Origin of the sequence: uncultured Aquitalea sp. (genome assembly GCF_945957525.1) — a bacterium.
Taxonomy (GTDB): domain Bacteria; phylum Pseudomonadota; class Gammaproteobacteria; order Burkholderiales; family Chromobacteriaceae; genus Aquitalea.
This window is the reverse complement of record NZ_CAMFLA010000005.1, coordinates 127,222-153,527: the sequence shown is the minus strand read 5'-3', so window position 1 is coordinate 153,527 and position 26,306 is coordinate 127,222. Positions and strand designations below refer to the sequence as shown.

The following is a 26,306-nucleotide window of genomic DNA, read 5'->3' as shown; positions in this document are numbered from 1 at the left end:
CGCACACAACAGCATGACGACTCTTTACGGCATTCCCAATTGCAACACGGTCAAGAAGGCCCGCCAGTGGCTGGCCGACCACCACATCGAGCACGTTTTCCACGACTTCAAGAAAATGGGCATCGACGAGCAGCGCCTGCGCCAATGGGCCGCCGCCGTGCCCCTGGACAAGCTGGTCAACCGCCAGGGCACTACCTGGCGCGCGCTCAGCAATGAGCAAAAAGCCACCGCCGGCTCGCTGGACGGCGCCGTTGCGCTGATGCTGGAGAAGCCCTCCGTCATCAAGCGCCCGGTACTGGAGCACGCCGGCAAGGTATCGGTTGGGTTTGCCGAAGCCGCGTGGGCGGAGGCTTTTTCCGCATGAGCCGCACATTGGAACTGACGCGCGCACTGGTATCGCGCCACTCCGTCACGCCGCATGACGCCGGCTGCCAGGCCCTGCTGGCCGAACGCCTGGCCAAACTCGGCTTCACGCTGGAGCCGATGCGTTTTGGCGAGGTGGACAACCTCTGGGCGCGCCGCGGCAGCGGCAAGCCCCTGCTCTGCTTTGCCGGACACACCGATGTGGTGCCCAGCGGCCCGGTGGACGAGTGGCATACCCCGCCCTTTGAACCGCGCGAGCGCAACGGCCTGTTGTATGGCCGCGGCGCGGCGGACATGAAGGCATCGCTGGCCGCCTTTGTCACCGCCATCGAGGACTTTGTCGCCACCCACCCCGATCACCCGGGCAGCATATCGCTGCTGCTGACCTCGGACGAGGAAGGCGTGGCGGTGGATGGCTCGGTAAAAGTGGTGGACGTGCTGGAAGCGCGCGGCGAGGAAATCGACTACTGCATCGTGGGCGAACCCACCTCGGACGCCGAGCTGGGCGACACCATCAAGAACGGTCGTCGCGGCTCGCTGTCCGGTCACCTGTTCATCCACGGCATCCAGGGCCATATCGCCTACCCGCATCTGGCCAAAAACCCGGTGCACCTGATGGCGCCGGCGCTGGCCGAACTGGCCGCCACGGAATGGGACCGGGGCAATGACTTCTTCCCGCCCACCAGCTGGCAGGTGTCCAACATTCACGCCGGCACCGGCGCGGTTAATATCATTCCCGGCCTGTGCGAAATCCGCTTCAACTTCCGCTTCTGCCCAGAAAGCACGGTGGCGTCGCTCAAGGAGCGCGTGCACGCGATTCTGGACAAGCACGGTCTGGGCTACGAGCTGCACTGGGCGCTGTCCGGCATGCCTTTCATCACGGCGCCGGGGGCACTGACCGAGGCGCTGTCCGAGGCCATTCGCGAGCAATGCGGCGTCGCCGCCACGCTCTCTACCACCGGCGGCACCTCCGATGGCCGCTTCATCAAACGTATCGCGCGGGAGCTGGTGGAGTTCGGCCCGGTCAACGCCACCATTCACAAACTGAACGAGTGCGTGGAAATCGCCCATCTGGAACCTCTGGCGGCCATCTACCGCAAGACGCTAGAAAAGCTGCTGCGCTGACAGGCGGCGGCCGGCACATTCGGCTATGCTTGGAACCGGCGGTTTCCCGCCGGTTTTTTTGCGTCATTCGCCGGCCAACAGGCGCGATTTGGCGGCTTGCCGACCCGCCACGGCGCAAAGCTGGCGCTTCGCGTCACCGCCTTGAACGCCGCATGCCAACATCACAGGTAAGATGATCCGCTTATGGAATTGGAAATCGCCAAAATATTCGTCGCGCTGCTGGTTCTGGTGAACCCGCTGGGCGCCATCCCCATCTTCATCAGCCTGACGCCCACCTCCAGTCAGCTGGAGCGCAAACGCATTGCGCAGACCACCGCCATCGCCGTGGCCGTGGTGCTGTGCCTGTTTGCCGTGGTGGGCGAAACCTTGCTGCACTTTCTCGGCATCAGCATCGGCTCCTTCCAGGTGGGCGGCGGTCTGCTGGTCATGCTGATCGCCATCGCACTGATGAACGCCAAGCCGGCCCCCACCAAAACCACCAAGGTGGAACGCGAAGAAGCCGAAGCCAAAACCAATATCGCCGTGGTGCCGATGGCGATTCCGCTTCTCACGGGCCCTGGCACCATTTCCACCGTCATCATTTACGCCTCAACCGCCCACTCCTGGGTGCAGGTGGTGTACCTGCTGGTGAGCAGTCTGCTGGTGGCCATCACCTGTTACGGCGCACTGGTGATGGCCTCGCCCATCAGCCGCCTGCTGGGTCAGACCGGCATCAATATCGTCAACCGCGTCATGGGCATGCTGCTGGCGGCGGTATCGGTGGAAATCATCGTGGACGGCCTGTATCGCCTGTTCCCGCAATTGTCGCGTTAAAACCCGTCTCGTCTGATCATTATCTGACGCGCTTCTGCTTACCGCCTTCGGCCAACCCTGATGTTGGCCGAAGGCTTTTTTGCGGCCGCTGTGCCGTTTCTGTTGCCGCATCGCCGTCTGTACCGTCGCGAAAAATCGGACACAGACAGAAAATTCCTTTTATTTCAATATATTGACGATCTGTCATCTTCAAAAGCAGCTCATCTGTACATTGGCTGTACTGATTCCCGGCAGTACAAACACGGTTATTCCCGTTTTGCCGGAGTCGTCATGAGCACCGTCAGCACCATCAAGATCCACCCCCGCCTGACCAGCGGCCGTTTCAACACCGTGCGCGTGGCGCTGGTGATCCTTACCCAACTGGTTTATCTCAGCCTGCCCTGGCTGCGCTGGGATGGCCGGCAAGCCGTGCTGTTCGACGTGGACAACCACCGCTTCCATGTCTTCGGCGCACAGTTCCTGCCGCAGGATTTCGTCTATCTGGCGGCGCTGCTGATGGTGTGCGCGCTGGGATTGTTTCTCTGGACCGCGCTGGCCGGTCGGCTGTGGTGCGGCTACGCCTGTCCGCAAACCGTGTACACCGAAATCATGATCTGGATAGAACGGCTGACGCTGGGCGACCACAAGGCGCGTCGCCGCCTGCAACAAGCGCCGCTCAGCGCGGCCAAGGCTGCCCGCCTGGCGCTGTCCCACGGACTGATGCTGCTGTTTTCCTTGTGGACCGGTTTTACGCTGGCAGCCTATTTCAGCCCTGCTAATGATCTGGCCATCCGCGCCGCGCACCTGGCGCTGGGCCCCTGGGAAAGCTTCTGGATTCTGTTCTACGCCGGCTTTACCTATTTGCTGGCCACGCATCTGCGGGAAAAAGTCTGTACCCACATGTGCCCCTATGCCCGTTTTCAAGGGGCGATGTTCGATGCCGACACACTGATCATTTCCTATGACACCAAACGCGGAGAACCGCGCGGCAAGCAGGTGGACAAACAGGCTGGTCATTGCATCGACTGCGGCATTTGCGTGCAGGTCTGCCCCACCGGCATCGATATCCGCAACGGCCTGCAATACGAATGCATCGGCTGCGCCGCCTGCATCGATGCCTGCGATCAAGTAATGGAGCAGTTGCAAGCGCCGCGTGGGCTGATCCGTTACACCAGCGAAAACCAGCTGAACTCTGCTAGGCCCGGCAGTGGCTTCGGCCAACACTGGCTCCGGCCGCGCGTGCTGGTTTACAGCGCCCTGCTGCTGACCATTCTCGGCCTGTCCATCGGCAGCTTCCTTAATCGCAGCCCCTATCGGGTAGATGTGCTGCGCGATCGCGCAGCCCTTGTACGGGAAAACGCGGAAGGCTGGCTGGAAAACAGCTACAGTATGCGACTGATGAACAACAGTGATCGCACCCAGCAACTGCAAGTGAGCGTGGAAGGCCTGCCCGGCATCCGGCTCGCCAATGCCGGCCTGGTGCAACTGCCGCCCTCGCAGGTGCAGACCATCGGCCTGAGCGTGCAAGTACCGCCCGAGCATGCCGGCAAGGGCGCGCATGATATCCGCTTCCTGATTCGCGCGCTGGATGGCTCCGGCCATGTGCTCAGCGAGAGCAGCCGCTTCATCGGCGAATGATTTCACACGAGCAAGCATGAACAAGACGGAAAAACTGGTCAGCCTCTACCGCCACGCCATTCTGGAGAAACAGCTGGCGACAGGCGACCGGCTGCCCTCCCTGCGCAAACTGTGCGACAGCCATCAGGTCAGCCTCACCACCGCCCAGCACGCTTACGCCGAGCTGGAACGGCAGGGGCTGATAGAGTCCCTGCCCCGTTCCGGCTTTCGGGTGCGCCAGCGCCCAAGCGAAGCGCGCACCGCGCCGCCGCAAACGGAAGACTGGCGCATGGAGCACTTCACCACCGCGCTGCCCATGCCTTGGGGCTGCCCCTTCATGAACCCGGCGCTGATCAACACCACGCCGATGAACCGCGCGCTCAGCCGCGTACTGCAGGATTACCGCCATGCGCTGTCGGCCACCGACCTGGAAGGCTACGACGGCCTGCGACGCGAGCTGGCGCTGCACTATCTGGCCCAAGGTATTCCCTTGGACAGCCGGGAACTACTGATCACCTGCGGCGGCATGGAGGCGCTAACGCTGGCCATTCGCGCCGTCGCCAGCGTCAGCGGCAAAACCGACATGCTGGTGCTGACGCCGGCGTTCCCGGCCGCGCTGGAACAACTGCGCCAGCAGGGCATGCGCATTATCAGCGTGGAAGCCCGCCCTGATGGCTCGCTGGATATGAATCGAGTGGAGAGTCTGCTGGCAGCCAAACCGGCCGGCATGCTGCTGATGAGCAATTTTCAGCACCCCACCGGGCAGGTGATGCCCGATGGACAAAAACAGGCGCTGGTCAGCCTGGCCGCCGCTCACGGTGTTTATCTGATTGAAGACGACACTTATCGCGAACTTTACTTCGGCTCCGCCGCGCCCAAGCCCTTGAAATCCTGGGACGACAGCGGCTGCGTGCTGCACTGCTCTTCATTCAGCAAATCGCTGGCGCCCGGCTATCGCGTGGGCTGGATCGCCGCCGGCAGACTGGGAGACACCCTCCGCGGACTCAAGCTTTACAGTTCGCTGGGCACTCCACTGCCCAGCCAGATGGCGCTGGCGCGGCTATTGGCTTCCGGCCAGCACAGCGACATGCTGGAGCGGCTGCGGCACACCCTGAGTGAACGCATGCAGGCTGTGCGACAGCAAGTAGAGCGCCACTTCCCGGCCCAGAGCGGGCTGAGCCAACCGCTGGGGGGGTACTTTCAATGGGTGATGTTGCCCGAAGGCTTCGATACCGGCGCGCTGCTGCCGCTGGCTATCGAACAGGGCATCCATTACGCGCCGTCGCGCCTGTTTCGCCCGGAGAACAGTGCGGCCAACGGACTCAGACTAAATGTCAGCTTCTACGACCCGGTGCAGCAACAGCACGGCATGGCTCTGCTGGGCGAATTATTGCGCCATGGGCCGAATTAGGGTGAACACGGAAAGGAAGAAAGCGCGGCATGGTGCGGCATTAGGGCCTGTCGGCGTGAGAGCGCCGGACACAAAGACAGCGAAGTAAATTGCACTGGCGGATAACGCGCGGAGAAAAGGCCCGCGGGCCGCATTGACGCTCCTGGCGCCGCACGGCGGCTCAACAACGGCAAATCAATCAGGCCCGGTCTTCGGCCAAGCTTGGGCTAATCCAGCTCGCGACGCTCGTACACCGCCTGCGCCAGCGTCACCGGATCCACATACTCCAGCTCGCCGCCCACCGGCATGCCGCGCGCGATACGCGATACCTTCAGCCCCTTGTCCTTGAGCAGCTCGGCAATCATGTGCGCAGTCACCTCGCCCTCGGCGGTGAAATTGGTGGCGATCACCACCTCCTCCACCTTGCCGTCCAGCGCCCGCACCATTAGCTTATCCAGATTCACCTCTTTCGGCCCGACATTGTCCATCGGCGAAATACGGCCCATCAGCACGAAATACAGGCCTTCAAAACACTTGGCCTGCTCTAGCATGATCAGATCAGCCGGCATTTCCACCACGCACAACTGATGCTGTTTGCGCTCTTCATCGGCGCACAAGCTGCACAAAGGCGTCTCGCTGAAGGTGTTGCAGCGTTCGCAATGCGTCAGATGCGTCAGCGCCCGCTCCAGCGCGCGCACCAGTTTTTCCGCGCCGGCCTTGTCCCGCTGCAGTAGGTGAAAGGCCATGCGCTGGGCGGTTTTGGGGCCGACGCCGGGCAATACCTTGAGCGAGGAGATGAGCTGGTCAAGCGCGGGCGGGTTTTTCATTGCGATGGCAAATCCGGGAAGAAAAGGAAGTACGTCACAGTCCGGGCGCGCCTTCGGGGTGGCGCGGCAAGGCGTCGGCGATGTCGAAACCGGGAATGGCGCTGCGCGTCCATTCGTGACACTCCGCCGGCAAGGCCTCCGGATGTTCCAGCGTGGGCACGGTGATCTCCAGCTGACCGGAACCGTCCGTGCATTCGTAAAACAGGGTGGAGCCGCACACCGGGCAAAAATGGCGCAAGCCCAGCGGTGAAGAGCGATAAGCGGTGGTGGCGCCTTGCCAGCTCACCGCCTCCCGGGGGTAGAGCGCGCCCAGATACACCGGCGCGCCGCTAGCCAGTTGGCAAGCACGGCAATGGCAGTAAGTCACCGCCAGCGGCTTGCCCCGGCACTGGTAACTGAGCGCGCCACAAAGACAATGCCCGTGCAAGATGTCTGCCATAGCGGCCTCCTTGCGGCGCGTCCGGGTCAGTTGCCAATCAGAATGGCAGCTTCATGCCCGGCGGCAGGTTCAGACCGGAAGTGAAGCCGGACATGCGCTCCTGCGTGGTGGACTCCACCTTGCGCGAAGCGTCGTTGAGCGCGGCGGCGATCAGGTCTTCCAGCATTTCCTTGTCGTCCTTGGCGTCTTCCAGCAGGCTGTCGTCGATGGACACGCGCTTCACATCGTGAGCGCAAGTCATCACCACCTTGACGAGGCCGGCACCGGACTGGCCTTCCACTTCCACTTTGCCCAATTCCTCCTGGGCTTTCTTCATATTTTCCTGCATTTGCTGGGCCTGTTTCATCAGACCAGCCAGGCCATTTTTTCCGAACATCTCACAACTCCTGAACAGGTTGAATCGTTTCGGCGATCAGCGTGGCGCCAAGGTCCTGCACCAGTTGTCTGACCACCGGGTCGTTTTCCAGACATTCGCGCGCCTTGACCAGTTGCTCCTGGCGATGGCGTGCATCCTGCATGGCAGGGGTTTCCATCCCCAGCTCTTCGATGGTTACCGCCAGATCCACCGGGCCGCCAAACTGCTCGGCCAGCGCGCCGCGCAGCTTGTCCTGGTAGTCCCGCGCCGCCATATGGCGGAAGCTGGCGGGCACGGCCAGTTCGAGACGCTTGCCGTTCCAGTGTTTCAATACCGCGTTGTGCGCCAGCATGCGGGCTGCGCCAAGGCGGGTGCCCAGCAGGCTGACCAGCGCGTGCCAGTCGCCGTCGAACTGCCAGGGCTCGTCCTCCAGCGGCGGCGCTTCTTGCAGATAAGCCGGCAGATCATCCTGCGGCGCGGCTTGCCAGTCGGTGTCTTCGGGCAACACATCGCCGGATTTGTCGTCTTCCTCTTCCGGCAAGGCCTCTTCCACCGGCCCGACAGGGGCTGCGCGCGGTGCGGCTGGCGGAGGCTCGACCGCCCTGGCAGAGGCAACGGCAGGCTGTACAACAGGCTGCGGCGCCGGCTCAGGCTCGGGAACGTGCCTCGCGGGCTCCGGGTCCGGCTCTGCAGCCGGGGCGGACTCTTGCGCGGCGGGACGCGCCGCAGGCTTGCGATTGGCGAGACCGGCCAGCAAGGCGCGGGCGGCGGCGGAGCCTTCATGCGCGTCCGCCACCGGCGCGGCGGCATTGCCCGGCGCGGGTTGCGCGGCCGGGCGGGCCGGCCTGGCGCTCTCCTGCGCCGGCGCGTTGGCCGGATGGAAGGCCAACATGCGCAGCAGCGTCATGTTGAAGCCTGCGTGTTCGTCAGGCGCCAAGGCCAGCTCTTTGCGGCCATGCAGGGCGATCTGATAGTAAAGCTGCACGTCCGGCGGCGAAATCAGCGTAGCCAGCGCAAACACCGCCTCGCGCTCGGGCTCGTCAGCGGGAATGGCTTCCGGCACGGTTTGCGCCAGCGCCAGCTGCTGCAGCAGCACCGCCAGCTCAGACAGCACACTGTCAAAGCCGATGCCGCGTTCGGCCAATTGCGTGGCCTCGGCCATCAGGCGCGGGCCGTCGGCTTGTGCCAGCGCGTCAAGCAACAGGAACAGATAGCGCCGGTCCACCGCGCCCAGCATGGCGCGCACACCCTCTTCGCGCACATCGCCCATGCCGTAGGCGATGGCCTGATCCAGCAGCGACAGCGCGTCGCGCATGGAACCGGCTGCGGCGCGCCCCAGCAGGGACAGCGCGGCGGGCTCGTTCGGCACGCCCTCCACCTGCAGCACATGGGCGAGGTGCCCCGCCACTTGCTGCGGCGTCATGTTGCGCAGGGAAAACTGCAGACAGCGCGACAGCACCGTCACTGGCACTTTTTGCGGGTCGGTAGTGGCAAGGATGAATTTGACGTGCGCAGGCGGTTCTTCCAGCGTCTTCAGCATGGCGTTGAAGGCGCTTTTGGACAGCATGTGCACTTCGTCGATGATGTACACCTTGAAGCGGCCGGAGGTGGGTGCGTACTGCGCGTTTTCCAGCACTTCGCGAATGTTGTCGATGCCGGTGTTGGACGCGGCGTCGATTTCCAGCAGGTCGACAAAACGGCCGGCGTCAATCTGGCGGCAGGCGGCGCATTCGCCGCAAGGCTCGGCCGTGGTGCCGGTTTCGCAATTCAGGCTCTTGGCCAGAATCCGCGCGATGGTGGTCTTGCCCACGCCCCGGGTGCCGGTCAGCAGATAGGCGTGATGCAGCCGCTCTTCTTTCAGGGCGTTGGAGAGGGCGCGCACCACATGCTCCTGGCCGACCAGATCGGCAAAGCGCTTGGGACGCCACTTGCGGGCAAGGACTTGATAGCTCATGGGGGCGGATTTTAATGGCAATTCGATTTGCTGGCGACTCATTTCGCCAGCGCGGCGCAGCCCGGCGGCGCGCCGCCGGTTGCTTCGGCCAACCTTGTCCGGCGCGGCTTATGGCGCCGGGTCGGCGGCGGGAGCCGGGGGTTGCGCCTGGGCGCGCGACGTCATATAGCGCAAGCGCAGCTCATCGGCCAGCTCTTGCGCCACCTTGGCGTAAAGCGTGCTCTTGTTGTAGCGGGTGATGGTGTAGAAATTGTTCAGCCCCAGCCAGTACTGGGTAACACCGGGCCCGGTTTCCAGCGGCACCAGCACCGCCTGCACACTGTCGGCCACCTGCGCCTGCGGCAGCACGCCCATGGTTTTCAACTGCCCCACGGTGTAATGCAGATTGAATTTGTCGGCCACCAACTGATCCACATTCACCCCGGGCTGGATGGCGGCGGGAATCACCACATCGTCGCCGTGCCGCCAGCCGTGCAACTGGAAGTAGTAGGCCACACTGCCGATGGCGTCATCGACATTGCTCCAGATATTGCGATGGCCGTCGCCGCTGAAATCGACCGCCCATTTGCGGAAGCTGGACGGCATGAACTGCGGCAGGCCCATCGCGCCGGCATAGGAGCCTTTCAGGGCCAGGGGGTCAATGCCCTCTTCCTTGGACAGTTTGAGAAACTCCGTCAACTCGCCGCGAAAGTATTCGGCGCGGCGCGGATAATTGAAAGCGATGGTGGACAGCGCGTCCGCCAACCGGAAGCTGCCGGTATTGCGTCCGTAATTGGTTTCAATCCCCAGAATGGCCACCACCATTTCCGGCGGCACGCCATAGGTGCGCTCGGCGCGCTCCAGCGTGGCCTGGTTTTGCTCCCAGAACGCCAGGCCGCCCTTGATCAGGCGCTCGTTATAAAAGGTGGGACGGAACTCATACCAAGGGCGGGAGGTAGACGGCTTGTCCAGAATCTTGATGATGTTGGGCTTGATTTCCACATTGGCGAACACCGCCTCCAGTTCGGGACGGTTGAACTGTCCGGTCGCCACCTGTTCGTCGATATAACGTTGCACATCGGGACGGGCGAGAAATTCGGCATCGGCCTGCGCGCCGCCGGACAATGCAGCGGCGGCAAGGCCGGCCGCCAGCAAGAATCGTTTCATGGGAGTGTTCCGTTTATTAAGTTTTTGCGCCCGCGCCGCGGGCGACAATCAATATGAGAGCGCGCTGGACACCAGCCGCGCGGTGATGTCGACGATGGGGATGACGCGCTCGTAGGCCATGCGAGTGGGGCCTACCACGCCCAGCGTTCCCACCACCTGACCATTGATGCGATAGGGCGCGGTCACCACCGAGCACTCATCCAGCGTTACTACGCCAGACTCCTCGCCAATGAAAATGTTCACCCCTTGCGCCTCGCGCCCCTGCTGCAACAGCTTGAGCAGCTCGGTCTTGCGTTCAAACACAGCGAAAAGTTCGCGCAAGCGGGACAAATCTTCCGACAGGTCGCGCACATTGAGCAGGTTCATCCCGCCGGAAATCACCACTGCGTCGCCCGGGCTGCCCAGACCGTGTTGGCCGAAGCGCACCGCCGCCGACATCAGCTCGCTGATATCGCCCTGCAACTGGCGCAACTCCCCGGCCAGATTGGCGGCAATCACCGACAAGCCCTGCCCCGAGTAGTGCTGACTGATGAAGTTGCCGGCTTCCACCAGCTCCGACGGGGTGTAGTCGCGCTCGGTGGCCAGCAAGTGGTTTTGCACATCGCCGTCCAGCGTGACAAGAATCATCAGAATGCGGCGTTCGGACAAACGCAGGAATTCGATCTGGCGGAAAGCCACGTCGGAGCGCTGCGGCGTCACCACCACACCGGCGAAATGCGTGAGATCGGACAGCAAGCCCGACGCCGCCTGCGCGATGCGTTGCGGGCTGTCGGGCTGCAGCGAGCTCTCGATTTCCTTCATGGCCAACTCTTCCAGCGGCCGGATGGTCAGCAGCTGGTCGACAAACAAGCGGTAACCCCTGGCAGTGGGTATGCGGCCGGCCGAGGTGTGCGGCGAGGCGATCAGGCCCATGTCTTCCAGATCCGCCAGCGTATTGCGGATGGAGGCGGAGGAAAGCTCCAGCCCGGATAAGGCGGAGAGGGTTTTCGACCCTACCGGCTGACCGTCGGCGATATAGCGCTCGATCAGCGCTTTCAGCAGTCGTTGTGCGCGCTCGTTCATCATGCCCCCATTGTACACAGACCCCGCGCGCTGGCGAGCGGCGCCGGGTTTCCATACTGATGATGTGGGTTCCGACCCGGACATTTCAAGCGCCCGGCATCGCGCCTTCGCATTTGTGGCGGCTTGCCTTTGTGAGATAATCCCCCATCTATTGGTCCCACTACACGCAATTGGAGACAGCATGGCGTCAGAAGACAAGAGCCGCGCACTCGCGGCTGCCCTTGCCCAGATCGAAAAGCAGTTCGGCAAGGGTTCGATCATGCGGATGAGCGACAACCAGATCGCCGAAAACCTGCAAGTCATTTCCACCGGTTCGCTGGGCCTCGACCTGGCGCTGGGCGTGGGCGGCCTGCCGCGCGGCCGCGTCGTGGAAATCTACGGCCCGGAATCCTCCGGTAAAACCACCCTGTGTCTGCAGGTGGTGGCCGAAGCCCAGAAACTGGGCGGTACCTGCGCCTACATCGACGCGGAAAACGCGCTGGACCCGATCTACGCCCAGAAGCTGGGGGTCAAAGTGGAAGACCTGCTGGTTTCCCAGCCGGACACCGGCGAACAAGCGCTGGAAATCTGCGACATGCTGGTGCGCTCCAGCGGCGTGGACATCATCGTCATCGACTCCGTCGCGGCCTTGGTGCCCAAGGCTGAAATCGAAGGCGAGATGGGCGACAGCCATGTCGGCCTGCAAGCCCGCCTGATGAGCCAGGCGCTGCGCAAGCTGACCGCCAATATCAAGCGCACCAATACGCTGGTGATCTTCATCAACCAGATCCGCATGAAGATCGGCGTAATGTTCGGCAACCCGGAAACCACCACCGGCGGCAATGCGCTGAAGTTCTACGCCTCCGTGCGCCTGGACATCCGTCGCGTTGGTGGCATCAAGAAGCAGGACGAAGTCATCGGCAACGAAACCCGCGTCAAAGTGGTGAAAAACAAGGTGTCGCCGCCGTTCCGTCAGGCTGATTTCGACATCCTTTATGGCGAAGGCATCAGCCGCGAAGGCGAAATCATCGAACTGGGCGTCAAGCACGGCTTTGTTGAAAAGTCCGGCGCCTGGTACAGCTACGAAGGCCAGAAGATCGGCCAGGGCAAGGACAACACTCGCGAGTGGCTGAAGTCCAACCCGGCCGTAGCAGCCGAAATCGAGCGCAAGATCCGTGACGCCGTGGGCATCAAGGTGGAAATCACCGATGGCCAGGCGGACGAGGACTACGCCGAAGACGCGCTGGACGTGTAAACCGGATCACCCGCATGGAGAAAAGCCTGCGGGCGCGAGCCGTCGATCTCCTGTCCCGCCGCGAGTACACGCGGCGGGAGCTGGAGCGGCGGCTCGCTCCTTTTGCTGAAAGCGTCGAGCAACTGCAAAGCCTGCTGGACGAGCTAGCGGAACGCAGCTGGCAATCCGACAGCCGCTTCGCCAGACAGTTTGCCGAAGCGCGCGGCGCCCGATACGGCAGCCGCCGACTGGCGCAGGAAATGCGTCAGCGCGGCGTGTCCGGCGAGGAAATCAGCGCCGCGCTGGCCGGGCAGGACGATTTGGCCTCGGCCCGCCGTCAGTGGGAAAAGAAGTTCGGCAAACCGCCCGAATCGCCGGAGGAGCGCGCCAAACAAATGCGTTTTCTCGCCGCGCGCGGCTTTCCGATGTCCGTCATCCGTCAAGCCATGCAAGGCCTTGCCGATGAAGAGGATTTTCCGCTGGACGACGACTGAGCACCGCCCCGGCCGCGCGCCTTGTCGCATTGCAGCGCGAAACCCTTGCCAGCCCCGCCCCGGCTTGCCACAATCGATAGTTGACCCCGCAGTCTGCGCCAGACTGCCGCCGATTTCCAAATTGATGAAAACGACATGAAAACCTCCGAAATTCGCCAGAAATTCCTGGATTTCTTCGCCTCCAAGGGCCACCAGGTAGTGCCGTCCAGTTCGCTGGTGCCGTGGGACGATCCCACCCTGCTGTTCACCAACGCCGGCATGAACCAGTTCAAGGACGTCTTCCTCGGTTTCGACAAGCGTCCCTACAGCCGCGCCACCACCAGCCAGAAATGCGTACGCGCCGGCGGCAAGCACAACGACCTGGAAAACGTCGGCTATACCGCGCGTCACCATACTTTCTTCGAAATGCTGGGCAATTTCAGCTTTGGCGACTATTTCAAGCGCGACGCTATCCACTTCGCCTGGGAATTCCTCACCGGCCCGCAATGGCTGGCGCTGCCGAAGGAAAAACTGATGGTGACGGTGTATGCCACCGACGATGAAGCCTTCGATATCTGGAACAAGGAAATCGGCGTGCCGGCCGAGAAGATCGTCCGCATCGGCGACAACAAGGGCGCCCCCTACGCTTCGGACAACTTCTGGCAAATGGGCGACACCGGCCCCTGCGGCCCGTGTACTGAAATTTTCTACGACCACGGCGACCACATCTGGGGCGGCCCTCCGGGGAGCCCGGAAGAAGACGGCGATCGTTTCATCGAAATCTGGAATAACGTGTTCATGCAGTTCAACCGCGACGAAAACGGCGTGATGCATCCGCTGCCGAAGCCGTCCGTGGATACCGGCATGGGCCTAGAGCGCATCTCGGCCGTGCTGCAGCACGTGCACGCCAACTACGAGATCGACCTGTTCCAGAACCTGCTCAAGGCCGCCGCCCGCGAAACCGGCGTGGCCTTCAGCATGGACGTGCCGTCACTGAAAGTGATCGCCGACCACATCCGCGCCTGTTCCTTCCTAATCGCCGACGGCGTGATGCCGTCCAACGATGGTCGCGGCTATGTGCTGCGTCGCATCATCCGTCGGGCCATCCGCCACGGCTACAAGCTGGGTCAAAAGGGTCTGTTCTTCCACAAGCTGGTGGCGGACCTTGCGGCCGAAATGGGCGATGCCTACCCCGAACTGCGCGAGAAGCAGGCTCTGGTGGAAGACGCGCTGCGCGGCGAAGAAATCAAGTTTGCCGAAACCCTGGACAAGGGCATGGCCCTGCTGGAAGGCGCGCTGGAAGGCGGCAAAACCCAGCTGGACGGCGATACCGTCTTCAAGCTGTACGACACCTTTGGTTTCCCGGTGGACCTGACTGCCGACATCTGCCGCGAACGCAATGTGGAAGTGGATCTGGACGGTTTCGAGCGCGCCATGGAAGCCCAGCGCGAACGCGCCCGTGCCGCCTCCTCCTTCAAGATGACCGGCAACCTGGACTACAGCGGCGCCGACACCAGCTTCCACGGTTATGACAATGTAAGCACCGATGCCAAGGTGCTCGCCCTCTACAAGGGCACCGAAGCGGTCGATGCGCTGAACGAAGGCGACGAAGGCGTGGTAGTGCTGGACAACACCCCGTTCTACGCCGAAGGCGGCGGCCAGGTGGGCGACTTGGGCGAAATCTCCGCCGCTGGCGGCGTGGGCGCGCTCTTCGACGTGGCCGACACCCAAAAGGTGCAAGCCGCCGTGTTCGGTCATAAGGGCCGCCTGGCCCGCGGCGCGCTGAAGGTAGGCGACAGCGTGACCGCCACCATCGATCTGCACCGCCGCGCCGCTACCGCGCGCAATCACTCTGCTACCCACCTGCTGCATGCCGCCCTGCGTCATGTCCTGGGCGATCATGTGGCGCAAAAGGGTTCGCTGGTCAACGCCGAACGCACCCGTTTCGACTTTGCCCACAACGAACCGGTCACCGCCGAGCAAATTGCCGAGATTGAACGCGTGGTCAACCGCATCATCATCCACAACGTGGCCGTGAGCGTTGGCCACATGTCCTACGACGACGCCATCCGCGCCGGCGCGATCGCTCTGTTTGGCGAGAAGTACGGCGATACCGTGCGCGTGCTGAAGATGGGCGACTACTCCACCGAACTGTGCGGCGGCACCCACGTGCAACGGACCGGTGATATCGGCCTGTTCAAGGTGGTGGCCGAGTCCGGCGTCGCCGCAGGCGTGCGCCGCATTGAAGCCATGACCGGCGAAGGCGCCGTGGCGCTGGTGCAAGCACAGGAAGCCGAGCTGAAAGCCGCCGGCGCCATTGCCCAGGCCCAGCCCGGGGAATTGCTGGCCAAGCTGGAAAAACTGCAGGCCGAGTTGAAGTCCGCGCAAAAAACCGCCCAGCAATTGAAGAGCCAGTTGGCCTTCACCCAGCTGGACGATCTGGTGAGCGTCAACCTGCGCACCATCAACGGCGTCAAGTGCATCGCCAGCCGCCTGGACGATGTTGACGGCGCTGCGCTGCGCGAACTGTCGGACAAGATCATGGACCGCCTGGAAAGCGGCGTGGCCCTGCTGGCCGGCGTCAGCGACGGCAAGGTCAGCCTGATTGCCCGCGTCTCCAAAGACCTCACCGGCAAGGTGAAGGCCGGCGACCTGGTGAATCAGGTAGCCAGCCAAGTGGGCGGCAAGGGCGGCGGTCGTCCGGACATGGCCCAGGCCGGCGGCACCCAGCCGGAAAATCTGCCGGTAGCGCTGCAAAGCCTGCAAGGCTGGCTGGAAGCCAAGCTGTAACGCGATTCCGTCATGCTGAAGGCCGTCCGGCTTGCCGGGCGGCCTTTTTAATTTCCTGTCATTTTTGCCAGGCAACTGCTAGAGACAAATCATCACTTCCTCACTCGCCACCACCATGTCGCCCGCCGCCATCCTTCGCGTCTGCCTGCTCGCTATGCTGCTTGGCGTTTTGTGCGCCCTGCCGCCGGCTCAGGCTGCGCCATCCTTGCTGGTGGTGACAGAGGACAGTTCCTGGCTGGCCTATCTGGACGCCAACGGCAATCTGGCTGGCCGCAATGTCGAGACAGTGCGCGCGCTGCTGATCCGGGCCGGGCTGAAAAGCGATATTCAGGTCATGCCGTGGGCGCGAGCCTATGCGCTGGCGGAGAAGCGGCCCAATACGCTGATTTTTTCCATCGCCCGCACCCCGGAGCGTGAAAAACGCTTTGTCTGGCTGGGGGTGCTGGCGCGCATGCAGCGTACTTTCTTCCGCCTGCGCGACGACGGCTCCCTGCCCCCGCAATCGCTGGACGAGGTGAAAAGCTGTTGCAAGGTGTGCGTCGGCAATCGGGACGTCAACGAAGAGTTCCTGCGCAAAGCCGGCTTTGAAGAAAACATCAACTTCATCACCGCCGACCGCGTCGCCGACTGCCCTCGCCTGGTACAGTCCGGCGCGGCGCAATTGCTGCTGGGCGACCCGGAGCAGATTCACAGCCAGATGCGCCGCCAGCGTCTGCCGGCAGACCAACTGCAGAGCGTGCTGACGCTGCCTTCGGCCAACGATCTTTATCTGGCCGCCAACCCGAAAACCGACCCCGCCACCCTGCAAAGCCTGCAACAGGCCTATCGCAACCTCATCGATCCCGCCACCGGCAAGCCGCGCGCCCCCCGCAGCAACTGAGCCTCATCGCCAATGTAAAAGTCATTCTTTGTCACGACAAGACGCGTCGCGGACTACCACTAATGGCGCATTGACAAAAAATCCCGACATCATTGACTCATGTCAAAACCATTAACAGCCATTTCAAAATAATAACGGGATTATCAATAGTCATTTGATGCCGATAGCGTACTACCCGCCAGGGACGCGCGCGAAACCCGTCATGCAAGGCATTGGCGTCTCGTTTCATCGGCAACGGAAATCCAGCAAGGAATCGCCATGGCTCTGGTGCTTTACGATGACGGCAATCACAAATGCGTCGCTTTCACTGAACTGGTGCAAGGCGAAGGCATTCAATCCAATCAATTCGCCATTATCGACAAGGGTGACGGCATGCTGCTCGACCCGGGCGGCAACCTCACCTACAAACATCTGATCGCCGAACTCGCGGATTATTTCCTGCCCTCGCATACGCAATACATCTTCGCCTCCCATCAGGACCCGGACATCATCGCTTCGGCCAACGGTTGGCTGCTGATCACCGACGCAAAGATCATCATCGCACAGGAGTGGGTGCGGTTCTTGCCGCACTTCTGCATTCGCGGCGCCACCGAAGGGCGCCTGATCGCCATCCCGCCGCGCGGCATGGACATCACGCTGGGCGGCTCCACCTTGAAAATCGTGCCGGCCCACTATCTGCACACCGTTGGCTTCTTCCAGGTGTACGACCCCATCAGCAAGATTCTCTTCTCCGGCGACATCGGCGCTTCGCTGATGGACGGCCACGACGCAGGCAAGCCGGTGCAGGATTTCGACAAGCACCTGATCCAGAGCCACATGCTGGGTTTCCACAAGCGCTACATGACCAACAACAAGGCCTGCCGCTTGTGGGTGCAGATGATTCGCCAACTGGACGTGGAGTGGATCGTTCCCCAGCACGGCGGTTCGTTCAAGGGCAAGGAAATGGTCAACCGCTTCCTTGACTGGTTTGAAACCCTGGAGTGCGGCACAGACCTGATCACCGCCGCCGACTTCACTCTGGACTGAAGCGAACGCCATCATGAACGACTGGTTGTCCCTGCTGGAAAGCTCGCCGGAAGGCATCATCGCCGCCATCGCCATGCTGCTGGTGGCGGGACTGGCGCTGGGCGTGCTGCTGCGCCGACCCGCCGCCGCGCAAAAAACCGCCGAAACAGCCACCACGCCGACAGACAGCAAAGCGCCGCCCCGCGCAGTCGCATCGCCCGCGCAAGCGACGATGCCGGACGATGCGGACGCGGAGTTTCCCGCTACCGCGCCTCAGGCGTCCGGCTTGGCCGAAGCGCCCGCTCCGGAAATGGCGGCCGACGAGGAGTCGCTCTCCTACGAAGTGGACGATGTGGATGTAATGACGGAAATCGACGTCTTCATCCAGTTCGGCTACCTCGAACAGGCTGCCCGCTCGCTGCGCCAGCATGTCGATCACTCGGCACGCCACTCCAGCGCGCAGCTGGGTCGCCTGGCATCGCTCTATCTGCAGCTGGACGACATCGACAACTACGCCGAGATCGTCGAGCGTCTGCACGATTACAGCCTGCTGACGCGCGAGCAATTGCAGGACGCCGTACTGGAAGGTTTGCGCGTCGACCGCGCCAACCTTGGTCTGCGCGTGCTAGCCGACGAGCGCCTGGGCCTGGGCGTCAGGGAGATCGCCGACATCCTTGGCCCGGAAGAAACGCCGGCCGCCTTATCGCACTGGTTGCAACCGGAGGCGGGACAACGCGACGCCGCCGAGCCCCCCGACATCGACGCGCTGTCCGCGCGCCATCTGGAACGCCGGGCCCTGCTGGAAGGGCAAGCCGTGCTCAGTCGTCTGAGCTCGCGCGAGATGCACCTGATACGCCATTTGCTGCCGCCGGATCGCGAACTGCGCATCCTGCTCTCCAACCAGGAGCCGATGGCGGCAATGGACGCGCTGGAGCGCCTGCTGCAAGATGCGCCCGCCACGCCTTCGCGCCTGCTGGACGGCATCCGCGCCAGCTATATGGCGCGCCGCCTGCCGCAGTTCTGCCGCTATCTGTGGCAGTTTTACGTGGCGCTGGGGCAGTCCGGGCTCGAACTGAAACAGAAACTGCTAAGCATGGGCCACGAACTGGGCGAGCACCCGGCGCTGGAGGCGCTAGAGCGCATGCCGGATCGCGTGAAGCTGGAAGCCGTCGGCCGTCATCTGGGTTACATCAAGACGCCGTCGCTGCCGGAAAAACGCCTGACGCTGGTGGAAAGCCGTCGCAACGACAGCGACGCCGATCTTGCCGTCGACGCCTTGAGCGAGGCCGAGCAGTTCATTGAATACGGCCAGATCGACATGGCCGTGCATACGCTGGAAGCCGCCATTCTGGCCAATCCGGTCGACCTGCAGCTGTATCCGCCGCTGCTGTCCCTGTATGAACGCCTGAACGACATGACCCGCTTTACCTGGTTGACGCGCCAGATTCGCGACCGGCTGGACAATCCGCCGGAAGAAGTCACCCAGATGATGAGCCGCTTCGTGCAAAGCATGCAGCAACGACAGCACCAACAGAAAATGGCCGCCTGAGAACGCAGATGACCACCAGCAACCCAACGCCATCCAAGGTTGTCACCGTCATGCCGGTGGGCATGGACCCGCGCAAGCTGTCGGTATTCCGCATGGCTTTTCGCATGCATCATTCGCACCAGCATTTCCAGTTGATGGACGAAGCCCCCGGTTTTGCGCCGGATCTTGCCATTGTCGATGTCGACAGCGTGGAAGGCTGGGGCGCCTGGGACAGCTTTCGCGAGCGCCATCCCCAGCTGCCGGCCCTGATCGTCACTACCACGCCGCCAGCCGATGCGCCCGCCGCCGTCATCCGCAAGCCGGTGCGCGTGGAAACTCTGTTCCCGCAAATGCGCCAGCTGCTGAACAACGAGCGCGACGTTACGCCGCCGGTGCTGCGCCCGGCCGTGAAGGAAGCCATGCAGCAAGCCGCGGCTCTGGCCGCCGCGTCGGAGCGGCAAAGCGCTCCGCAGCCGGAAGAAGACGTTGCCGTACTGGAGCGCCCGGTAGCGCCGCCTCCCGCACCCAAGCCTGAGCCGGTTGCCCCACGCATGGAAGCGCAACGACAACAGGCGCAAGCGCCGGTCGCCGCGCCGGTGCGAGTCAACTTTGAGCGCTTTGACCCGCAAGCCGGGCTGTTCGGTTTGCTGGTGCGTCTGTATCGCCTGCGCGGCAATGCCGTCATCACGCTCAACGAGGAGCCGCTGCTGGTCATTCAGCCCGCACAAGACCGCGCTCTGCTGTTGCAGCCACTGACATCCTTGCAAGCACTGTGCGAACTGCCGTCGTCGGTCTTCGGCCAACAGCCCTGCGCCGAGCCGCCCGCCGTCTTCGACAGCGAAGTGAAACTGCAGAATCTGGTCTGGCAGATCGCCATCTGGAGCAGCAAGGGCCGGCTGATGCGCGGCATGAGCACGGAGACGCCGCTGCGTCTGCGTTACTGGCCCAATCTGACACGCTTGCCGCCAATACCGGACGCCATCCGCATCACCGCCTTCCTTACCAAGACGCCGGTCAACCTCAAGCTGATCACCCACATGCTCAAGGTACCTCCGGAAAGCCTGTTCAGCTTCCTTGCCGCCGCCTGGGGCGTGGGCATTCTGGACATGCCGCTGCGCAGCGGCACCCTGTCGGTGATTTCCACCGAACCGGTGCGGCCGGGCGCCCGGCCGCCTGCGGCGGAAGCACTGCCAGAAACGCCGAAAATCGTCGCTGCGGAACCCGTTGCCGCGCCGACGCCGGCGCCCTCCCCCATTGCCGCCCCGGCATCGCGTCCGCAAAGCGGTCTGCTGTCGCGGCTGCTGAAAAAAGTTATCGGTCTGTAAACAGCGAGACATATTTCGACATGCGAGCCTACGACAACAAAATCATCTTCGCCGGCCCGGTAGGCGCCGGCAAGACCACCGCCATCGGCGCCATCAGCGATATCGAGCCGGTTACCACCGACGCCAAGGCCTCGGACATGACGCTCAACCGCAAAGGCCATACCACGGTGGCGCTGGATTACGGCGTGCTGAAGCTGGATGAGGACACCAAGGTGCACCTGTACGGCACCCCGGGGCAGGAGCGCTTCGACTTCATGTGGGACATCCTCAGCCAGGGCGGCATCGGCCTGATCCTACTGCTGGACAACAGTCGCCCCAGCCCGGTGAAGGATTTGCAATTTTTCCTCAACGCGTTTCGCGACATGCTCAAGATCGCGCCGCTGGTGATCGGCATCACCAAGACCGACATCAAATCCAGCCCCAGCATCGAGACCTACGCCGGGCTGCTGGAGAAGTTCGACATGCGTCCGCCCATCTTTGAAATCGACGCCCGCTCTCGCGAAGACGTCAAGGAACTGGTGCTGGCGCTACTGTTTTCCATCGATCCAGGTCTGGAAGGCTGACCATGTCATCAACCCTTTCGCTCAAAGGGCCGCTGTACCCGATCACCAGCCCGGCAGGCGCCTACTACGCGGTGTCCAGCCGCGAGCAGGACGCCGCCCGTTCGCTGCTCACCCAGATACTCCGCCTGGGGCACACCGTGCCGCTGACCGAGGAGTTGCTGGCCGAGTGGTGCGACAACGATCTGGACAAGGCGCTGGAAACCCTCTATCGCCTGCAGCGGCTGGATTTCGTGCACGGCACGGCGGAACCGCGACCCGCGCTTTCGGCCAACCTTGAAACTCAGCTGCCGGCACTGCTGGCAGAACTGTCGGAAAACGGCCGCGCGCTACTGGCCGACGACAACGGTCTGTATTACGCCACGGCGGGCTTCCACCACGAGTCGGCCGAAGAGATCGCCGCGCTGGCGGGCGACATCATGTCGCTCAACCGACGCCACGCCCTGCTGTTGAAAAACAATCTCAACATCAGCAGCTCCTCCTGGGCGGTGTGCAATCCAGCCGGCACCAGCGAGCTGGGCTTTTATCCCCTGCACGTGGGGCAACAGTCTTTCGTACTGGTGATAGGCGGCACGCCGCGCCTGCAGGAACCGCATTTCGTGACGCTGGTAGAGCTGCTCAGCCGCCGTTACGCCTGAACAAGAACATGCCGGCCCGGGCCGGCAAAGACATGCATTTTTGGAGAAAACCATGCGTGAACAAATGCTCAAGTCCATCCTGAGTGACCTCAACGGCGCATCGGCGGACATCGAGGCTTCGGCCATCATTTCATCCGACGGCCTGACCATGGCCGCCTTGCTGCCGCAGGACGTGGACGAAGACCGCGTGGGCGCAATGGCTGCGGCCATGCTGTCGCTGGGCGAACGCACCGCCCGCGAACTGTCGCGCGGCGAGCTGGAGCAGGTGATGGTGAAAGGCGACAACGGCTACATCCTGATGAGCCATGCCGGCCGCGACGCGGTGCTGACCGTCATCGCCCGCCGCGAAGCCAAGCTGGGCCTGATCTTCCTCGACGCCAAACGCGCCGCCAAGAACATCGAAGAGATCCTCTGAGACCCGCTGCGCGCCGTGCCACGGCGCGCCCTGTCTCCTTGAGGACGCCGCCCAACCGGCGTCTTGCATCGCCGACGGCACCTCTTGGCGACAGTAAGCACCAATTCGGCGCATCCCCCGCACCACGCCCTGTCCAGCACAGGGCGTTTGTCGTCCTTGCCGGCAGCCGCTCGCGGCCTCGCCACAAAATACTTGATGCTGTTTAAACCACAAACCCAGCAACAAGCCCATCATCCTGCGGAAAACCCCGCCAGCTCCTGCCGCTGTTTCCTGTTTCACTGCCATGGGCATGTAATTTGCCTATACCCGACACAGGGACATCACGCAGGAGAAGCCCATGCACTCCATCAAGGCACTGGACCTGTCGCACTACGACGAAATGCTGGTCGACGGTCAATCCACCCGCGCATCCTACGCCCGCTTCGCCGACTGGCTGCACCAGGCGCCGCTGGACTGGCTGCGGCAAAAGCAGGACGAAGCCGACACCCTGTTCCGCAAGATCGGCATCACCTTCGCGGTATACGGCGATGAGAGCGGCGCAGAACGGCTGATCCCCTTCGACACCATTCCGCGCATCATCTCCGCCGCCGAATGGAAAACACTGGAAGCCGGCTGCGTACAGCGCGTCACTGCGCTCAACCGCTTTTTGCACGACATCTATCACGAGCAGGACATCCTCAAGGCCGGGCTGATTCCGCCCGAGCAAATCCTCACCAACGCCGGCTACCAGCTGGCCATGCAGGGCATAGATCTGCCGCGCCGCATTTACGCGCACATCGCCGGGGTGGACATCATCCGCCACCGAGACGGCGGCTTCTACGTGCTGGAAGACAATCTGCGCACCCCGTCCGGCGTCAGCTACATGCTGGAAAACCGCAAGATGATGATGCGCCTGTTTCCCGAGCTGTTCGCCCGCCACGACATCACGCCGGTGGAGCACTACCCCAATCTGCTGCTGGACACCCTGCGCGCCGTGGCGCCGGTCGAGGTGGACAACCCCACCGTCGTGGTACTGACGCCCGGGCAGTACAACAGCGCCTATTTCGAGCACGCCTTCCTCGCTAGCCAGATGGGAGTGGAGCTGGTCGAGGGGCAGGACCTGTTCGTCAAGAACGGTCACGTGCATATGCGCACCACTGCCGGTCCGCAGCGGGTGGACGTAATCTACCGTCGCATCGACGATGCCTACCTCGACCCGCTGGCCTTCCAGCCTGACTCCATGCTGGGCGTGCCAGGCCTGATGTCGGTGTACCGCGAAGGCCGCGTCACCGTTTGCAATGCGGTGGGCACCGGCGTGGCCGACGACAAATCCATCTACCCCTACGTACCGGACATGATCCGCTTTTACCTCGGCGAAGAACCCATCCTGCACAACGTGCCCACCTGGCAGCTGCGCAAGCCGGAGGATCTGGCCTACGTGCTGGCGCATTTGCCGGAACTGGTGGTGAAAGAAGTCCACGGCGCGGGCGGCTACGGCATGCTGGTGGGCCCGGCCGCCAGCCAGGCCGAAATCGAGGCCTACCGGCTGCGCATTCTGGACGACCCGGCCAACTTCATCGCCCAACCCACGTTGTCGCTGTCCACCTGCCCCACTTTCGTCGAAGCCGGCATCGCGCCGCGCCATATCGACTTGCGCCCCTTTGTGCTGTCGGGCGACAAAGTGCGGCTGGTGGCAGGCGGCCTCACCCGCGTTGCCCTGCGCGAAGGCTCGCTGGTGGTGAATTCCTCGCAGGGCGGCGGCACCAAGGACACCTGGATCCTGAAGGAGGACGCGACATGCTGAGCAGAATGGCGGATTGCCTGTACTGGATGGCCCGCAATATGGAAAGGGCTGAAAACACCGCACGCCTGCTGGACGTCAGCCTGCAGATGTCGCTGCTGCACGCATCCTCGCAGGATGATCTGCTGGTGCCGCTGGATGTCACCGGCGTCACCGCCGACTTCCTCTCGCGTTGGCCGAAGCCGGATGCCGGACGCGTGCTGGACTACCTGGCGCTGGACCCGTCCGTGCCCGGCAGCATCTACAACTGCATCCGTCTGGCGCGCGAGAACGCCCACGTGGTGAGGGTGAAAATCACCGGCGAAATGTGGGAGCAGATCAACGGCACCTGGCTGGAAATGCGCGACTGGCAAAAACGCGGGCTGGACGCACGCACCGCCTCCGCCTTCCTGGACTGGGTGAAAGAGCGTTCGCACCTGTTCCGCGGCGTCAGCTACGGCACCATGCTGCGCAACGATACCTTTCACTTCTCGCGGCTGGGCACCTTCATCGAGCGCGCCGACAACACGGCGCGCATCCTGAATGTGAAAACCCGCCAGATTCGCGATCACGAACCGCAGGCGGAAAACATCCTCGATTACTACCAGTGGGCCGCGCTGCTGCGCTCGGTTTCCTGCTTCGAGGCCTACCGCGACATCTACCGCGACCGCATCACCCCGGAACGGGTGGCGGAGCTGCTGATCCTGCGGCCGGACATGCCGCGCAGCCTGCGCGCCTGCTTCGAGGAAATCAGCCAGGTGCTGTCGCATGTGGAAGGCCAGGCCGGTCGCTCGGCGCGCCGCCTTGCCAGCGAAATACGCGCCAGGCTCACTTACTCGGACATCAGCGACATCTTCGCCGAGGGGCTGGAAGCCTCGCTGGACAGCCTGATCGCCGACATTCACCGCCTCGGCAGCGCCATTCACGACAGTTATCTGGAAGCAGCCTGACATCCACCAAGGGAGTTTCATCATGCGCCTCGCCATCAGCCACGAAACGCTCTACCGCTACGACAGCCCGGTGCGACACAGCACCCAATATTTGCGCCTTACGCCGCACAACGGTCGCGGCCAGCACATCCTCAACTGGCAACTGGACCTGCCGGCCAGCGCGCGCTGCAGCACCGATTCCTACGGCAACATCCTGCATGTGCTGACGCTGGACTACCCGCACCAGGAAATCCGCATCCGTGCGCACGGCGTGGTGGAAACCGACAATATCGACAGCGACGACGACAATTTGCCGCCGCTGTTCTTCCTGCGCCAGACGGCGCTCACCACCCCGGATGCGGCGCTCAGTACGTTTGCCGAAGACTTTCGCCGTGCGGAGCCCAGCCGCGCGCAACTGGCCGCGCTGATGGCCGCCATCCGCGAACGCATGCCCTTCCTGCCCGGCGAAACCCAAAGCCATACCCCGGCGGCGCAAGCCTTCGCCAAAGGCGCCGGCGTTTGCCAGGACCACACCCACGTCTTCCTCGCCTGCTCGCGTCAGCTCGGCATCCCCGCCCGCTATGTCAGCGGCTACGTCTACTCCCCCGGCCACGCCGACAACCATGTCTCCAGCCATGCCTGGGCGGAAGCCTGGGTGGACGGCGCCTGGTTCAGCTTTGATGTGGCCAACGGCACGCCCGCCAACGACCACCACCTCAAGCTGGCCATCGGCATGGACTATCTGGATGCCTGCCCGATTCGCGGCGTGCGCTTTGGCGGCGGCGGCGAAAACCTCAGCGCCCAGGCCCGGGTATGGCTGCAGGATCAATAACAAGCCGCCCCGAGGCCGCCGGCATGCATGGCTGCTCCCGAAACCCGACCGGGATTGTCCCGGCCGGGCTTTACGGCTAGATTGCCCTTATCACCCACCGAATCCGTTTGCGCCATGACTTACTGCGTCGCCATGAATCTCGCCTCCGGCATGTTGTTTGCGTCCGATTCGCGCACCAACGCCGGCGTTGATCACGTCTCCACCTTCCGCAAGATGCAGCTGTTCGAACGCCCCGGCGAGCGCCTGCTGGTGCTGCTGTCCGCCGGTAATCTGGCCACCACCCAGAGCGTGGTCAGCCTGCTGCGCCAGCGCGCGCGCGAAGAGCGGGAAAGCGGCCATATCCTCAATGTGCCCTCGCTGTACGAGGCCGCCTGTCTGGTAGGCGAAACCCTGCGCGAGATCGCCCATCGCGACGGCCCGGCGCTGAGCCAGTCGCATATCGAAGTGGGGTGTTCCTTCTTGCTGGGGGGGCAGATCAAGGGCGAAGCGCCGCGCCTGTTCAATATTTACCCGCAAGGCAACTTCATCGAATCCACCACCGATACGCCCTACTTCCAGATTGGCGAGGCCAAGTACGGCAAACCCATCATCGACCGCGTCATCCAGCACCACACCCCGGTGGAAGATGCCGCCAAATGCGCGCTGATCAGCTTTGACTCCACCATGAAGAGCAATCTGTCGGTGGGCCTGCCCATCGACATGCTGCTCTACGGCCGCGATGCGCTGGACGGCGGCACCCACAAGCGCATTACCGAACACGACGCCTACTTCCAGTCGCTGCACGAGGGCTGGGGCCGCGCGCTGCGAGAAGCCTTCGCCGAGCTGCCGCCCATGAGCTGGGACAAATAAAACCCGACCGCCCCCCCGACGCGCCGCCCGCGAAGGCGAT

At 63.1% G+C, this 26,306-nt stretch carries 25 protein-coding genes; 19 read left to right on the top strand and 6 right to left on the bottom strand.

Going from position 1 to position 26,306, the window contains the following annotated elements; all coding sequences use genetic code 11:
* The first annotated feature begins 13 nt into the window (after positions 1–13).
* From Q0P52_RS06710 to Q0P52_RS06690, 5 genes are all read left to right on the top strand, one after another.
* On the top strand, positions 14–364 hold the full coding sequence (locus Q0P52_RS06710) for an arsenate reductase (protein ID WP_293760067.1): 351 nt from the start codon (positions 14–16) through the stop codon (positions 362–364).
* Complete coding sequence (gene dapE, locus Q0P52_RS06705) at positions 361–1,488, top strand: succinyl-diaminopimelate desuccinylase (protein ID WP_293760069.1); 1,128 nt, start codon at positions 361–363, stop codon at positions 1,486–1,488. The genes Q0P52_RS06710 and dapE overlap by 4 nt, the downstream gene beginning before the upstream one ends.
* Before the next feature lie 183 nt (positions 1,489–1,671).
* Positions 1,672–2,301, top strand: coding sequence for a MarC family protein (locus tag Q0P52_RS06700; RefSeq protein WP_293760071.1), 630 nt, complete (start codon positions 1,672–1,674; stop codon positions 2,299–2,301).
* A gap of 270 nt (positions 2,302–2,571) precedes the next feature.
* On the top strand, positions 2,572–3,918 hold the full coding sequence (gene ccoG, locus Q0P52_RS06695) for a cytochrome c oxidase accessory protein CcoG (RefSeq protein WP_293760075.1): 1,347 nt from the start codon (positions 2,572–2,574) through the stop codon (positions 3,916–3,918).
* 16 nt (positions 3,919–3,934) lie between these two features.
* Positions 3,935–5,308 carry a PLP-dependent aminotransferase family protein gene (locus Q0P52_RS06690; protein WP_293760077.1) on the top strand — a complete coding sequence of 458 codons (1,374 nt, stop codon included), beginning with the start codon at positions 3,935–3,937 and terminating at the stop codon, positions 5,306–5,308.
* 206 nt (positions 5,309–5,514) lie between these two features.
* Here the strand turns inward: Q0P52_RS06690 and recR are convergent, their stop codons facing one another.
* The 6 genes from recR to hrcA form a co-directional block, all read right to left on the bottom strand.
* Complete coding sequence (gene recR / locus Q0P52_RS06685; protein WP_293760079.1) at positions 5,515–6,114, bottom strand: recombination mediator RecR; 600 nt, start codon at positions 6,112–6,114, stop codon at positions 5,515–5,517.
* Positions 6,115–6,148: 34 nt separating this feature from the next.
* The gene (locus Q0P52_RS06680; RefSeq protein WP_293760081.1) at positions 6,149–6,553 is read right to left on the bottom strand and encodes a GFA family protein; all 405 of its coding nucleotides are present in this window, start codon (positions 6,551–6,553) and stop codon (positions 6,149–6,151) included.
* 37 nt (positions 6,554–6,590) lie between these two features.
* Positions 6,591–6,929, bottom strand: a complete 339-nt coding sequence (locus Q0P52_RS06675) for a YbaB/EbfC family nucleoid-associated protein (protein ID WP_293760083.1) — start codon at positions 6,927–6,929, stop codon at positions 6,591–6,593.
* A gap of 1 nt (position 6,930) precedes the next feature.
* Positions 6,931–8,862, bottom strand: a complete 1,932-nt coding sequence (gene dnaX / locus Q0P52_RS06670) for a DNA polymerase III subunit gamma/tau (RefSeq protein WP_293760085.1) — start codon at positions 8,860–8,862, stop codon at positions 6,931–6,933.
* Between the two features lie 108 nt (positions 8,863–8,970).
* A complete protein-coding gene (gene mltB / locus Q0P52_RS06665; protein ID WP_293760087.1) occupies positions 8,971–10,008 on the bottom strand; it encodes a lytic murein transglycosylase B in 1,038 nt (345 codons plus the stop codon).
* Positions 10,009–10,056: 48 nt separating this feature from the next.
* Positions 10,057–11,073 (bottom strand): heat-inducible transcriptional repressor HrcA, encoded by a 1,017-nt coding sequence (gene hrcA / locus Q0P52_RS06660; protein WP_293760089.1) that lies wholly within the window; start codon positions 11,071–11,073, stop codon positions 10,057–10,059.
* A 178-nt stretch (positions 11,074–11,251) separates the two neighbouring features.
* Here hrcA and recA point away from each other — a divergent pair, with 178 nt between their 5' ends.
* The 14 genes from recA (at position 11,252) to Q0P52_RS06590 (ending at position 26,266) form a co-directional block, all read left to right on the top strand.
* Complete coding sequence (gene recA / locus Q0P52_RS06655) at positions 11,252–12,304, top strand: recombinase RecA (RefSeq protein WP_293760091.1); 1,053 nt, start codon at positions 11,252–11,254, stop codon at positions 12,302–12,304.
* 14 nt (positions 12,305–12,318) lie between these two features.
* Positions 12,319–12,777, top strand: a complete 459-nt coding sequence (recX, locus tag Q0P52_RS06650; protein WP_293760093.1) for a recombination regulator RecX — start codon at positions 12,319–12,321, stop codon at positions 12,775–12,777.
* 135 nt (positions 12,778–12,912) lie between these two features.
* Positions 12,913–15,546 carry an alanine--tRNA ligase gene (alaS, locus tag Q0P52_RS06645; protein WP_293760095.1) on the top strand — a complete coding sequence of 878 codons (2,634 nt, stop codon included), beginning with the start codon at positions 12,913–12,915 and terminating at the stop codon, positions 15,544–15,546.
* Positions 15,547–15,661: 115 nt separating this feature from the next.
* A complete protein-coding gene (locus Q0P52_RS06640) occupies positions 15,662–16,426 on the top strand; it encodes a transporter substrate-binding domain-containing protein (RefSeq protein WP_293760097.1) in 765 nt (254 codons plus the stop codon).
* A 258-nt stretch (positions 16,427–16,684) separates the two neighbouring features.
* A complete protein-coding gene (locus Q0P52_RS06635; protein ID WP_293760100.1) occupies positions 16,685–17,452 on the top strand; it encodes an MBL fold metallo-hydrolase in 768 nt (255 codons plus the stop codon).
* 13 nt (positions 17,453–17,465) lie between these two features.
* Positions 17,466–18,980 (top strand): hypothetical protein, encoded by a 1,515-nt coding sequence (locus tag Q0P52_RS06630; RefSeq protein WP_293760102.1) that lies wholly within the window; start codon positions 17,466–17,468, stop codon positions 18,978–18,980.
* An 8-nt stretch (positions 18,981–18,988) separates the two neighbouring features.
* Entirely contained in the window at positions 18,989–20,284 is a 1,296-nt protein-coding gene (locus Q0P52_RS06625) for a hypothetical protein (RefSeq protein ID WP_293760104.1), read from the top strand.
* 20 nt (positions 20,285–20,304) lie between these two features.
* Positions 20,305–20,847 (top strand): ATP/GTP-binding protein, encoded by a 543-nt coding sequence (locus Q0P52_RS06620; protein WP_293760106.1) that lies wholly within the window; start codon positions 20,305–20,307, stop codon positions 20,845–20,847.
* Positions 20,848–20,849: 2 nt separating this feature from the next.
* A complete protein-coding gene (locus tag Q0P52_RS06615; protein ID WP_293760107.1) occupies positions 20,850–21,482 on the top strand; it encodes a peptidase M23 in 633 nt (210 codons plus the stop codon).
* Positions 21,483–21,534: 52 nt separating this feature from the next.
* A complete protein-coding gene (locus Q0P52_RS06610; protein ID WP_293760109.1) occupies positions 21,535–21,897 on the top strand; it encodes a roadblock/LC7 domain-containing protein in 363 nt (120 codons plus the stop codon).
* 379 nt (positions 21,898–22,276) lie between these two features.
* Positions 22,277–23,680, top strand: coding sequence for a circularly permuted type 2 ATP-grasp protein (locus Q0P52_RS06605; protein WP_366061966.1), 1,404 nt, complete (start codon positions 22,277–22,279; stop codon positions 23,678–23,680).
* Positions 23,674–24,606 (top strand): alpha-E domain-containing protein, encoded by a 933-nt coding sequence (locus Q0P52_RS06600; protein WP_293760113.1) that lies wholly within the window; start codon positions 23,674–23,676, stop codon positions 24,604–24,606. Before Q0P52_RS06605 ends, Q0P52_RS06600 begins: the two co-directional genes overlap by 7 nt.
* Positions 24,607–24,628: 22 nt before the next feature.
* The gene (locus Q0P52_RS06595; RefSeq protein WP_293760115.1) at positions 24,629–25,417 is read left to right on the top strand and encodes a transglutaminase family protein; all 789 of its coding nucleotides are present in this window, start codon (positions 24,629–24,631) and stop codon (positions 25,415–25,417) included.
* A gap of 114 nt (positions 25,418–25,531) precedes the next feature.
* Positions 25,532–26,266: a proteasome-type protease gene (locus Q0P52_RS06590; protein ID WP_293760117.1), complete on the top strand. Its 735-nt coding sequence runs from the start codon at positions 25,532–25,534 to the stop codon at positions 26,264–26,266.
* Positions 26,267–26,306 lie beyond the last annotated feature (40 nt).